We start from the raw sequence: 12,319 nt of genomic DNA, 5'->3' as shown, positions 1-12,319 counted from the left end.
TCAGCCCCTCAGCACGCGGAAAGCCGACGACAGGTCGCCGAAGCGCCGGCCGAGCAGGATGAGGACGAGGAGAAGCGCGGCGAGCAGCGCGATCACGAAAGTGGAAAGAGCGGCGACCACCGGATATCGCAGCGCAGTATAGGCGCTCTCCACCGAGTTGCTGAGCAGATTGACGAAGCCGCCGCCGAGCATGCTGGGCTCCACCCAAGCCGCAAGCGCCGGGCCGAGCGTGAAGACGATGCCGGCCATGATTCCCGGAAGCGACAGCGGCAGAATGATATTGAAGAGGGTCTGCGCCGGAGAGGCTCCGAGATCGCCGCTCGCCTCGATGAGCGCATCGTCGATGATGTTGATCGCCATGTAGATGGGCAGCACCATGGTCGGGAAATAAGTCACGATCATGCCGAAATGCACCGCCCATTCGGTGAAGAGCATCCACCGGAGCGGTTCGTCGATGAGGTGCAGCGAAGTGAGCGCCGTGTTTACCAGTCCGTTCTCGCCGAGAATGGCGCGCCAGATGATGGTGCGCGACGACATGTCGAGAAAGAAGGGAATGGTGAGCAAGGCCAGCACCATAGCCTTGGTGGTCTTGCCGGCGCCGCCTTTGGCGAGCCACAGCGCAAAGGGAAAGCCAATGAGGAACTCGATCCCCGTGACGGTCAGCGCGATGCGCAATGTTCGCAGCGTCACCTCGAACCGGCCTGATTCGAACAAGGAATACCAAGTATTCAGCGACGGTCGATAGATCGTCACGAAGGTTTTCGTCTCGAAGAAGCTGAAGGCGAAGAGCACCAGCAGCGGCACGACGACGAGCCCGCACCAGACAACGAGAAAGGCCGGAATGACCCAGCCGTCATCGCCGAAGAGCCGCCGGGAAGCGGCTCCTGCGGATCTGCCGGGGGGCGTCATGGCTGCCTCAGACATCATTCGGCTCGCAAGAGATGCGGGACTTCGGGTGCGCCCGCGCCGCGCTTCACGCACGGTCGCTCGACCGAGCCTGTCACGGCGCGCTTCTGCGAGCGATCTCCCGTCCGGTTGTCCTTACGCATTCAGGAAGCGCTGCCACTCTTCCTCGATGGCGTCCGAGTTGCTCGGCGTCGTCGTGCTGACGAAGGGCTTCTTGAACTTGCGGGTCACCTTCTCGTCGGTCGCCTTGAGATTGGCGATGTCTTCGGCCGACCAGCCGTTCTTCTCGGCATAGGCGACACCGAGGTCCATGTTCGGGCCGGCATAGCCGCGGTCGCGGGCCTGCAGAGCGCGATACTCGCCGTCGAGGAAATAGTTCAGCACCTTGTAGATGGTGTCGAGATTGCCGCGGTCCTTCGCCTGGGCGGCGATATAAGCGCCGTGGCCCCATTTGAAATAGCCCTCGACCGTATAGGCGTAGCGGACCGTATTGGCGCCGAGCTTCATGTTGGCGTCGCGGGTCGCCGGTTCCCAGCAGTTGATGACGTCCACTTCCCGATTGGTGAGGAGTTGCACCTGTTCCTCGAAGGCGGAATGCAGCGTCCGGAACTGGCCGGCCTTCTTGCGGGCGATGAGAAAGTCGACGACGGTCTTCGCTTCGTCGCGGGTCATATCGGCGATATTGGCGAATTTGGCCTTACCCTGGCCCTGCAGGTAAAGCGCCGCCGAGCCGATCGAATAGGTCCAGGTCTGATCATAGGCAACGCGGCCGCGGGTCTTCTCGTTCTCGAACATCACCTGCCAGGAGATGTCCTCTTGGCCGCTCGGGTCGACGCCGATCTTGTCCGGGAAGTAGCCGAAGCTGTCGGCGTTGCCGATCACCGGCACGCCATATTGCTTGCCATCCTTGCCCTGGACGACCTCCGAGCGCTTCCACTCGTCCGCGGTGCGACCCCACAGCTTGAGCTCGGGGTTTTTCTCGTCGATCTCCAGATAGACGCCCTGCGGGCCCAGAATATCTTCCGTGCCGGATTCGAAGATGAAGATGTCAACCTTGTCGCCGAGCTGGGAAGCAACCACGTCGCGGAGAAAAACCCCGACGGAGTTGTTGGTGCCGGAAAAGTCCATCTGCACGCCGATGGACTTGGTCATGTTGGACCAGTCCTTGAGTTGCGCGGTCGTCACACCATAACCGCGGACCACCGGCTCACCGGCGGCTGCTGCAGTCCGCGACCCCAAAGCCGGCACGAGTGCTGCCGCCCCCGTGGCTGCGGCAGCCTTCATCATGTCGCGCCGTGTCAGTTCAACCTGCGAGGTGGTCGAAAATTTGTCAGCCATGGTCTCGTTCCCCTTATGATTTGGCTTCACGATGGCAGGACGACACAGTCCTCCGGCCGCCATGCCACCGCCGCGAAAGTCTGGCTCGCGACGGTGCGGTCCCATTGGCGCAGCTTGATCCGGCCGGCTGCGCTCTCGGCGGTCAGGTCGACATATTTGCCGCGATAGGTCTCATGCACGGGCTTGCACGCCAAGCGGTTCACCCCTTCGGGCGCTGGCGCGTCCGGGGCCAGCGGCGTGATGCGTTCGGCGCGAACGGCGAGTGAGGCCGGCGCGCCGATCTTCGGTGGTGCAGCGCTCATGCAGGGGCCGGTCAGCATTTCACCGCCCGGGAGGGCAAGGCGGATGCCGTTGGCCCCGATCTCTGCGACCACGCCCTGCAGCAGATTCTCGAACCCCATGAACTCGGCCGCGAAGGTGCTGGCGGGCTGGTCAAACAGCTCGACCGGAGTGCCGCTCTGTTCGATCTTGCCGTGCCGCATCAAAACGATGCGGTTGCTCATGGTGAGCGCTTCTTCCTGGCTGTGGGTAATATAGATGAAGGTCGTGCCGAGCGTGCGATGGATCTCGACGAGCTCTGTCTGCATATCGAGGCGCAGCTTTTCATCGAGCGCCCCGAGTGGCTCATCGAGCAGCAGGATGGCGGGGCGCGTCACCAGCGAGCGGGCGAGCGCCACGCGTTGCTTCTGCCCGCCCGAGAGTTGGGCGATGCGCCGCTCGCCCTTGTCGCCGAGCCGGACGAGGTCCAGCGCCCGCTGCGCCGCTTTCGCCGCCTCCTCCCGCGGAATACCGCGCACCTTGAGGCCGTAGGCGACGTTCTCCGCCACCGACATATGGGGAAAGAGCGCGTAGCTCTGAAAGACGGTGGTGCAATTGCGCTTGGCGGCCGGTTTGCCAGCGACATCCTCTCCGTCGATCGCAAGCCGGACCACCGATGACGGCTGCTCCAGCCCTGAGACGACACGCAGCAGCGTCGTCTTGCCCGACCCGCTTTCCCCGAGAATCGTCAGGAATTCTCCGCGCGCAGCGCTGAGCGACACATGGTCGAGGGCCACCGTGTTGCCGTAGCGGTGAACGACGTCGACGATTTCAAGCATCGGCGATGCGTCTTCTGCCATCCGCAATCCCGCCTCTGAACCGCGGCTATCATCCTGCCGCTCCGGCTTGTGATATCATATACGACATCCCAAGGAAGGATGCCAAGGCTTCAGCTGCATATAATTGCGTCAGCGCGCAGCATCGTCGCCGCCGAAGAAATCGCACGGGAGACAAGGGCTTGGGTCAAGGGAAGCGGGTCCAGCAGGGTCCCGTCCTGCGCGATCTGCCTAAAACCTTCGTCACAGTTGCGCAGGAGCTGGAGCTCGACTGCGCAGAGACCGGACAGGATGCAGGCCGTTGCGGCGCCCCGCGCAGAGAGGGGCGGATGGCGGTGCTGCTCCGCCAGGCGCCGCGCCGCGCGCCCGAGCCCGGCACCGCCGCCGGGCAGCGCACCGCCGGCCCCGGCCGATTGGGCCGCGGCCAGGGCCGCCCGGGCGGCCGTCAACAGCCTGGCGCCGTCACGCTCATGCGCGCCGGTGACTTCGATCTCCCCCCAGCGGCCGGTGAGCCGCGCGCTGCGGCGTAGAAGCCGCTCGCGGTCGAGCGCCAGATATCTCTGCCGATCAGCTTCCGCAGCCAGAAGCCGGGCGCGGGCGGCAACCGCCACCGCCTCGCCCGCCGGTTCGGCGAAGACCGCACGCGCCCGGTGAAACCGGAAGCTGCCGGCCCGGCCGAGCATGGCGGGTCTGAGGGCTGCCACGCTCGTTCCGAATCGGTCCGCGACGAGGGTTGCGCCGGTTGCGAGCGCGAGATCTTCAAGCACGTCGGCGGCATGTTGCGCCACCTCGCGCGGCTTTAGCGCTACCACGCGCAGGCCGTTCTCCTGGCGGTTGCGCAGGAGCGCCGCAAGCGCTGCCCCCGTAACCGCGCGCGCCACGACGACGAGCGCCTTGCCGCGGGTGGCGAAACCTTCGAGCACGGGCACGAGCGGGCCGAAGTCTTCGATGATTTCGTCGGCCACGAGGACATGAACGGGGTCGAAAACCAACCCAGCCGCGGGAGCCCCTTGCAGGAAGGCCTCGGACACGAGCGTCGCGTCGGCGATGAAGCCGGAGCCGACCCGCGTGGCGATCCCCGGCCGTGAGCCGGTCGTGATCTCGAGCGTGCCCTCCGGACCAACACGTTCGATGGCCTCGGCCACGGCCTCCGCCAGGGCCGTCGAGGCGCCCGCCGTGGCGGCTACACGGGCAAGCGGCGCATCGGGCACGCGCTCCCTTGCGAGTTGCTCGTCGATCTCCGGCATGAGCGCCAGGAGGGCATCGGCGAGTTGCCCAGCCGGCACTCCGGCGGCGATGAACCGGACACCCTGGGTGAGAATATGACCGAAGATGACGGCAAGCCGCGCCGTGCCGTCGCCCAGGTCCCGCTCGGCATCGAACAAGGTGTCCTTCAGGATGCGCTGAGCAACGCTGCGGGGCCCGCTTTCCCCGGCGATGGCGCGCGCGATGGCCGCGCCGGTCAGGGCCTGCTCGACAGGGCCAGGTCCGCCGTCGACCAGGCAAGCCCGTCCATGCGGCCCAAGCGATGCGGCAATGGCGCGCAAGGCGGAGACGAGCGAGCTAGCCATGAGACGCCGGGCGGCTTGACCCGTGTAGATCTCAACCAAATGTGCCGTTCCGCCGGTGAGCTTCGCCGCTCATCTTTCGCAGGTCACAGATGGTCGGCCAGCGCCTGGTGGACGGTCTTGGCGACCTCGATTGCATTGGGCGTGTCGCTGTGCACGCAGATCGACTGCGCGACGACACGCACATCGCGGCCGTTGATCGAGCGGGTCAGACCCTCGAGGACGGCCCGCCGCACCTTCTCGGCGACCTCGGCGGACGAGACTGCATGATGTTCCTTGGTGATGATCTGGCGCCCCTCATCGTCATAGTCGAGATCGGCGTAGAATTCGCAAGTGAAATGCACGCCGCGGCGCTTGAAGACGTCGGACATGGCGCAGTCGGAATAGGCGATCACCGGCAGGTCGAAAGCAAGTGCCGCGTCGGCGATGCCCTCGGCGATCGCTTCTTGCCGCTGCGCCATGCCGAACAGGGCGCCATGCGGCTTGATATGCGAGAGCTTCAGCCCTTCCGTTTCAACGAAGGCTTTCAGCGCACCGGTCTGGTAGATGACGAGCGCCGATACCTCCTCGCGAGTGAGCTTCATCTCGCGGCGACCGAAGCCTTCGCGGTCCGGCAGGCCGGGGTGCGAGCCGATGGCAATGCCATGCTTTTTCGCAGTTTGCACGGTGCGGCGCATCACGACCGGGTCCGAGGCGTGAAAGCCGCAGGCGATATTGGCATGGGTTATGAACGGCATGCAGGCTTCATCGTCGCCGAAGCTGTAGATTCCGAACGCCTCGCCCATGTCACAGTTGATGGTGACCTTCGACATCGCCTGATCCTCCAATCCACGCCGACGGGCAACTGCACCGCCAAGCGCACCGCGGGGCGCCTGCATGCGGCATTCTTCCATCAAACACGCCGCCGCGTCCGGTTGCAAGCGCGTGATGTGTCATGCATCATATACCACGCGCCTGGCCGGACATCGCAAGGCCGTGTGAGCTCCAGAATGCTGAAGGTGACATGATCAGGAAGGTCCTCATCGCCAACCGAGGCGAGATCGCGTGCCGCATCATGCGCTCGTGCAAATCGCTCGGTCTTGCCACCGTAGCCGTCCATTCGGCAGTCGATGCCAATGCCCTGCATGTCGCTTCCGCCGACGAGGCCGTACTGATCGAAGCACCGAAGCCGGTGGCGAGCTATCTCGCGGTCGACGCCATCCTGGCCGCGGCCAAAGCCACGGGCGCGGATGCGGTTCATTCTGGCTACGGATTCCTCGCAGAGAACGAGACTTTCGCGGCGGCGGTGGAGGCGGCGGGGCTGGTCTGGGTCGGACCCCGTCCGGATTCGATGATGGCCATGGCCGACAAGGCTCGCGCACGGGAGCTCGCGGACCACGCCGGCGTGCCGGTGCTGCCGGGCACCCGGCGCTTTCCGCAAGGGGAGCTCGACGGCATTGAGGCGGCTGCCGAGGCGGTCGGCTTTCCGCTGCTTGTCAAGGCGAGCGGCGGCGGCGGCGGCATCGGCATGCGCCTCGTCGAGAGCGTCGATACCGTGCGCCAGGTGGCGGAGGCGACGCAGGGTCTTGCGGCGCGCTCCTTCGGCGACGGCACGATTTTTCTGGAACGCTATGTGCGCAATGCCCGGCATGTGGAGGTGCAGGTCTTCGGCTTCGGCGACGGCCGTGTGCTGCATCTCTTCGAGCGTGAATGCTCGGTCCAGCGGCGCTTCCAGAAGATCCTGGAGGAAAGCCCCTCGCCCGGCATTTCGGCCACCACGCGCGCGCGCATGACGGCGGCCGCCGTCGCACTCGCCGAAGCGGTGAACTACCGTAGTGCCGGCACGGTCGAATTCGTCGTCGACGCCGACACGCAGGAGTTCTTCTTTCTTGAAATGAATACGCGCATCCAGGTGGAGCATCCCGTCACCGAGGCGGTGACGGGACTCGACCTCGTCGCCATGCAGCTGAAGCTCGCCGGGGGCGATCCGAGTGTTGAAGATCTCACGCAGGATGAGGTGAAACTCGCCGGCCATGCCATCGAATTGCGCATCTATGCGGAAAATCCGGCCCGCATGTTCCTGCCCTCACCGGGCCGCCTCGCCCATCTGCGTTTCCCCGAAGGCACCGACGGCCTGCGCATCGACACGGGCGTCCGGGAGGGCGACGTGATCACCCCCCACTATGATCCGATGATCGCCAAGGTGATCGGCCACGGGGCCAGCCGCGATGAGGCGATTGCCCGTCTCAAGGCGGCGTTGAAATCGCTCGAGATGGGCGATTTCGTCAGCAATTTGTCCTTCCTCGCCAAGACGCTCGACCATCCCGCCTTCACCGCCGGGCGTACCCTCACCAATTTCGTTGATGCTTACAAGGCCGAGCTTCTAGGCTGAATGATCAGGTGACCCGCACATCCGCCGGTCGTCCGCTCCACCCCCGCGCACTTCTCAAGAGGAAACAATCATATGCCTACAGCGGTTCGCACCCAAACTCCCGGCAATGTCTGGAAGGTTCTGGTGAAGGTGGGCGACAAGGTCAAAGCCGGCGACACGCTGTTCATCCTCGAAGTCATGAAGATGGAAGTACCGCATGAGGCGCCGGTCGACGGCACCGTCACGGCCGTTCACGTGAGCGAGGGCGAGGAAGGGCTCGATGCCGACGCTCCGGTTGTGGAGATCGCTTGACCAAGCGGGCTGAGGCCCGCCTTTGCTGGGCGGCTACGTGGCTGTGGCGTTCCAGACATTCGCACGATATCTGGCGTGCCCATCTAACTTGCCCCTGAGCGGAACGTCGCTAATCGCCCGGTTACCCTCGGTCGTTGCGGCCCCATCGGTCCGGCCTACTCCTTGGACATCTTGATCGAGGGATCGAGATAGTCGTTCGTGAAGATCTCTTTCGCCTCGAAGGCGTGCTCCAGGCCGAAATAGGTCTTCACCATCTCCATGTCGCTTCCCACCCGGTCGGCGTTGAAGGCGCCGAGCGCCACGCTTGTCGTGGTCGGATCGCGCATCAGTTCCTTGATGCGGTTCCACTGGTCGCGCTGATTGGCCTCGTCGAGGCCGCTGACGCTGGCCATGAGGGCCTTGAGGCAGGGCGACACATCCTTCACGCAGGCGGCGAAGGCTTTCTGGCTGACTTCCGTAAAGGCCTTCACGACGTCGGGATGCGCGGCGAGATAATCGCTGTTGACGATGATCGAGTTGCCATAAGGATTGATGCCGATGTCGCGCCAGGCGAGGAAGCCGAGATCGGCGCCGAATTCGCGCACCTTCAAATCGTGCTCGTTGTAGAAGTCGCTCGTGATGTCGATGGCGTGGCTCTTGAGCGAGGGCACCTTCGCCTGCGGGCTCACATTGACGAAGCTTACGGAATTCGGGTCGATCCCCACCTGTTTGGCGAAGGCCGGCCACATGACGCGCGAGGCGTCGCCTGGGGGGTTGCCGATCTTCTTGCCGGGGAAGTCCTTCGGGCCGTTGATGCCGCTGCTCTTCAGCCAATAGAAGCCCTGCGGGGAATTGGCATAGACGGTCATCACCGCGGTAAGCTTGGCACCCTTGCCGCGCGCCAACATGGCTGTTGGCAGATCGGCGATGCCGATTTGGGAGGTGCCCACGCCGACGCGCTGCGCCGAGATGCCGGAGCCCTTGCCCGTCTCGATGGTGAGGTCGATACCGGCGGCCTCATACCAACCCTGCGCCTTGGCATAGTAGTAGGGTGAATGGTCGGCGGTCGGCACCCAATTCAAGACCAGATTGACCTTCTCCTTGACCGCCTCCTCGGCCGCGGCGACACCCGGAATGATGAGGGCGACCGCGCAGACGGCCACCGACGCGAGTTTCAACATGGCACTGATCCCCTCCGCTATCGCCCTTGCTGGGCGAGATGCGAAAAAAGACTAGCCTTGGCGCGTACGACAGATCAACTATCAATTAACCGGTTGGTTGATTGCTGCAGACGGGATTTCGGATGAACGACACGGCACAGGCGGAGAGGGCACGGGTGGAGATGCCGCTGGATCGGCGCAGCCGGCGCGACCCGCAGGGCACCCGGCGGGCGCTGCTCGATGCCGCCATCGCCGAATTCGCCGCCAAGGGCCGGGCGGGGGCACGCGTCGACGAGATCGCGCGCCGGGCCGGCGTCAACAAGCAGCTCGTCTACCACTATTTCGGCAACAAGGATGACCTCTTCCGCACGGCGCTGGAGGAGGTCTACGGCCAGATCCGGGCGCGCGAAAAGACTCTCAATCTCGCCGACCTGCCGCCGCTCCGCGCCATGGAGGTGCTGGTCGGCTTCTCCTTCGACTATCTCGCCGAGCACCCGGAATTCATCGCGCTGCTCAATGATGAGAACCGGCACGGCGCGGTCCATCTCGACGGGTCGGGCACGGTCCGCGCCATGCATTCGCCGCTCGTCGCCATGATCGAGGAGACGTTGGTGCGCGGCATCCGCGAGGGGGTGTTCCGCGCCGATCTCGACCCGCTCAACCTCTATATCTCGATCGCTGGCCTCTCCTATTTCTTCTTCTCCAACAACCGCACGCTCTCGGCGATTTTCGGCACGGACCTCGGCCATGCCAAGGCGGTGGCGGGGCGCCGACGCCATGTGGTCGATTTCGCGCTGGCGGCACTGCGGCCAGTCGATTGAATCAACCAACCGGATGGTTGATTAGCGAACTGCAGCGCGCTAAGCTCCCGCCGGGAACGCGAGAGCCGCCAGAGAAGCCGCCATGACCGTGAGCGCCGACACCTCCGGCCGTCAGGGCTTGCCCACCACGGGCGAGCCCACCCTCGCCTATCGCCGCTGGGGCGCGATTATCGCGGTCCATGTCGCGGTCGTGCTCCTGTGGCAGGCGCTGGTGACGGTGTTTTCCATCCCGGCTTTCGTGCTGCCGGCGCCGACGACCATCCTCGCCTCGCTCGCCACGCCGACCTATGCCTGGCTCGACAATACGCTGGTGACCGCAGCGGAGATTTTCGGCGGCTATGTTTTGGCCGCGGCGCTCGGGGTCGCGCTCGCGCTGCTGTTCTCCTGGTCGCGGCTGCTGACGCTCCTCATCTTCCCGCTGCTCGTCACCCTCAACATGATTCCGAAGGTGGCACTCGGGCCGCTGGTGATCGTCTGGTTCAGCTACGGCATCGGTACCAATATCCTGATCACCTTCACGCTCTGCTTCTTTCCCATTCTTCTCACGACCATCCGCGGCCTCAACGAAGTCGAGCCCGACATCCTCGATCTCGTGCGCTCGCTCAAGGGCTCGCGCTGGCAAGCCTTCCGCTACATTCAGCTGCCGGGCTCCCTGCCTTACATTTTCTCCGGCATGAAGGTGGCGGCGATCCTCGCGGTCGCAGGCGCGGTCGTCGGCGAGTTCATCGCCTCCGAACGTGGGCTCGGCTACCTGATGATCCAAGTGCAGGCCTCGCTCGACACGCCCGCCATGTTCATGGCCGTCGTTCTGCTCACGCTCCTCGGCATCGCGCTTTATTGCGCCGTCCTTGTCGCGGAGCATCTGTGGGTTCCCAAAGACGCGAGGATGCAATGACCGCCTGGCTCGACGACATGCTCCTGCCCGCCCGCTTCGATGGGCCGGAGGAGCTCGATGCCTTCATGGCCACGCCCTCGCGCGCGCTCGGCGATGATCTTGCGGCGCTCGACGGCGACATCATGGTGCTCGGCGTTAGCGGCAAGATGGGCCCGACGCTGGCGCGCCTTGCCCGCAACGCCGCGCCCGAGAAGCGCGTCATCGGCGTCGCCCGCTTCAGCGAACCCGGGCTGCGCGAGGGGCTCGAAGCGGCCGGCGTCGAGACGATCGCCTGCGATCTCACCGACCGTAAAGCGGTCGAGGCGCTGCCGCGCGCCCGCAACATCATCTTCATGGCGGGGCGGAAGTTCGGCGCCCAGGGCAACCAGGCGCTGACCTGGGCCATGAACACCCATGTGCCCGCCATCGTCGCCGAGGCCTTCACGACGTCGCGCATCGTCGCCTTCTCGACGGCATGCGTCTATCCCTTCGTCGACATCGGCAGCCAGGGCGCGACGGAGGACAGCGTCCTCAACCCGCCCGGCGAATACGCCTTCTCCTGCATCGGCCGCGAGCGAATCTTCGAGCATTTCTCGCGCGTGCATCAGACCCCCGGCCGACTCTTTCGCCTGAGCTATGCCATCGACCTGCGCTATGGCGTTCTCGCCGATGTCGCCGCCAAGGTGCGCGACGGCGAGCCGGTCGATGTCACCATGGGCCATGTCAATGTGATCTGGCAGGGCGATGCCAATGCCCAGGCGCTGCGCTGCCTCAAGGCCGCGACCACGCCGACGAGCCCGCTCAATGTCTCCGGCCCGGAGACGGTCTCGATCCGTTGGCTCGCCAAGGCCTTCGGCGAGCGGCTCGGGAAGACGCCCGAGATCGTCGGCCAGGAGGCGCCGACGGCCTGGCTCGTCAATACCAGCGAAGCCGCCAAGCTCTTCGGCTATCCACGCATCACGCTCGGCCAGATGGTGGATTGGGTGGCGCATTGGGTCGCCGACAACCGCCCGAGCCTCGGCAAGCCCACCCATTTCGAGGTGCGCGATGGCGCCTACTGAGCCTCGGCCGCAGCCTCTCGCGTCTCGCCCAATCGGCGCTTGCGTGGCGCTGTCGGCGGAGGCGGGCTGGAATCAGACGGACGAGGATTGGGCGGTCTTCTTCGCGCACGGCAAGGTCTATGGCATCACCGACGCGGCGGGCGCGCCGCAGGCGACCGGCGCCGTGCTGCCCTATGCGGGCGGCTTCGCCTGGATCGGCATGGTGCTCGTGACGGTGGCCTGCCGGCGGAAAGGCTTGGGCACGCGCATTCTCGAGGCCTGCCTCGCCGATCTCGACGACCGCGGGCTCGTGCCCTTTCTCGACGCGACACCCGCCGGTGCGGAGATTTACCGCCCGCTCGGCTTTGAAGACACCCTCGGCCTGACCCGCTGGCGCGGCAGCGGCGGGGCGACGGGCGGAGGCCTGCCGAACGGCATGCGAGCGATGACCGAGGACGACCTCGCCGCCGCCGTAGCCCTCGATGCCGTCGCCTTCGGCACTGAGCGGCGCTTCCTGCTGGACAACCTCTTTCGGCGCGCCGGCGACGCGGCGCTCCTGCGCGCCGACGGGACGGGCTTCGCCCTTGCGCGGTCGGGCCGCACGGCAACCCAGATCGGCCCCATCGTCGCCGGGAGCGAAGAGAGCGCCGCCGCCCTGCTCGAGACCGCGCTCGGCCGCGTCGCGGGCGCCGTCATCGTCGATCTCGCCGACCGCTGGACGGGGCTCGCGGGACTGCTGGAGGCGCGGGGCTTTGCCCGCGAGCGGCCGTTCCTGCGCATGGTCCGCGGCCGCGCCGCCCCGTTCGGCGATCCCGACCACCTCTTCGTGGCCGCCGGACCCGAGTTCGGCTAGCACGCGCTGAAAGGATCAATCGCA

General features: G+C 65.6%; 12 protein-coding genes. 6 read left to right on the top strand and 6 right to left on the bottom strand.

Annotated elements, in window-relative coordinates:
- From ACFQU1_RS12575 to pxpA, 5 genes are all read right to left on the bottom strand, one after another.
- Entirely contained in the window at positions 1-924 is a 924-nt protein-coding gene (locus ACFQU1_RS12575) for an ABC transporter permease (RefSeq protein ID WP_378132959.1), read from the bottom strand.
- 117 nt (positions 925-1,041) lie between these two features.
- Positions 1,042-2,244 (bottom strand): twin-arginine translocation signal domain-containing protein, encoded by a 1,203-nt coding sequence (locus ACFQU1_RS12570; protein ID WP_378132957.1) that lies wholly within the window; start codon positions 2,242-2,244, stop codon positions 1,042-1,044.
- A 26-nt stretch (positions 2,245-2,270) separates the two neighbouring features.
- Positions 2,271-3,362 (bottom strand): ABC transporter ATP-binding protein, encoded by a 1,092-nt coding sequence (locus ACFQU1_RS12565; RefSeq protein ID WP_378132955.1) that lies wholly within the window; start codon positions 3,360-3,362, stop codon positions 2,271-2,273.
- An 89-nt stretch (positions 3,363-3,451) separates the two neighbouring features.
- A complete protein-coding gene (locus ACFQU1_RS12560; protein ID WP_378132953.1) occupies positions 3,452-4,948 on the bottom strand; it encodes a TCP-1/cpn60 chaperonin family protein in 1,497 nt (498 codons plus the stop codon).
- Between the two features lie 44 nt (positions 4,949-4,992).
- Positions 4,993-5,718, bottom strand: coding sequence for a 5-oxoprolinase subunit PxpA (pxpA, locus tag ACFQU1_RS12555; protein ID WP_378132951.1), 726 nt, complete (start codon positions 5,716-5,718; stop codon positions 4,993-4,995).
- Positions 5,719-5,909: 191 nt separating this feature from the next.
- On the opposite strand from pxpA, the gene ACFQU1_RS12550 reads away from it, so the two are divergent.
- Positions 5,910-7,277, top strand: coding sequence for an acetyl/propionyl/methylcrotonyl-CoA carboxylase subunit alpha (locus ACFQU1_RS12550; protein ID WP_378132949.1), 1,368 nt, complete (start codon positions 5,910-5,912; stop codon positions 7,275-7,277).
- A 72-nt stretch (positions 7,278-7,349) separates the two neighbouring features.
- On the top strand, positions 7,350-7,568 hold the full coding sequence (locus ACFQU1_RS12545; RefSeq protein WP_378132947.1) for an acetyl-CoA carboxylase biotin carboxyl carrier protein subunit: 219 nt from the start codon (positions 7,350-7,352) through the stop codon (positions 7,566-7,568).
- Positions 7,569-7,723: 155 nt separating this feature from the next.
- Here ACFQU1_RS12545 and ACFQU1_RS12540 read toward each other — a convergent pair whose 3' ends face one another.
- Positions 7,724-8,728: an ABC transporter substrate-binding protein gene (locus ACFQU1_RS12540; protein ID WP_378132945.1), complete on the bottom strand. Its 1,005-nt coding sequence runs from the start codon at positions 8,726-8,728 to the stop codon at positions 7,724-7,726.
- 122 nt (positions 8,729-8,850) lie between these two features.
- Between ACFQU1_RS12540 and ACFQU1_RS12535 the strand changes: the two genes are divergently transcribed.
- The 4 genes from ACFQU1_RS12535 to ACFQU1_RS12520 all read left to right on the top strand — a co-directional run bounded on the left by ACFQU1_RS12535 (position 8,851) and on the right by ACFQU1_RS12520 (position 12,295).
- Positions 8,851-9,528 (top strand): TetR/AcrR family transcriptional regulator, encoded by a 678-nt coding sequence (locus ACFQU1_RS12535; protein ID WP_378132943.1) that lies wholly within the window; start codon positions 8,851-8,853, stop codon positions 9,526-9,528.
- Between the two features lie 82 nt (positions 9,529-9,610).
- Positions 9,611-10,423 carry an ABC transporter permease gene (locus ACFQU1_RS12530; protein ID WP_378132941.1) on the top strand — a complete coding sequence of 271 codons (813 nt, stop codon included), beginning with the start codon at positions 9,611-9,613 and terminating at the stop codon, positions 10,421-10,423.
- The gene (locus ACFQU1_RS12525; protein ID WP_378132938.1) at positions 10,420-11,463 is read left to right on the top strand and encodes an NAD-dependent epimerase/dehydratase family protein; all 1,044 of its coding nucleotides are present in this window, start codon (positions 10,420-10,422) and stop codon (positions 11,461-11,463) included. The genes ACFQU1_RS12530 and ACFQU1_RS12525 overlap by 4 nt, the downstream gene beginning before the upstream one ends.
- Positions 11,464-11,506: 43 nt before the next feature.
- Positions 11,507-12,295 carry a GNAT family N-acetyltransferase gene (locus tag ACFQU1_RS12520; protein ID WP_378132936.1) on the top strand — a complete coding sequence of 263 codons (789 nt, stop codon included), beginning with the start codon at positions 11,507-11,509 and terminating at the stop codon, positions 12,293-12,295.
- Positions 12,296-12,319 lie beyond the last annotated feature (24 nt).

The sequence above is a fragment of the Chelatococcus sp. GCM10030263 genome (assembly GCF_042666455.1).
Taxonomy (GTDB): domain Bacteria; phylum Pseudomonadota; class Alphaproteobacteria; order Rhizobiales; family Beijerinckiaceae; genus Chelatococcus.
Note: the sequence above shows the minus strand (reverse complement) of the source record. Positions and strands in the feature narration are given on the sequence as shown.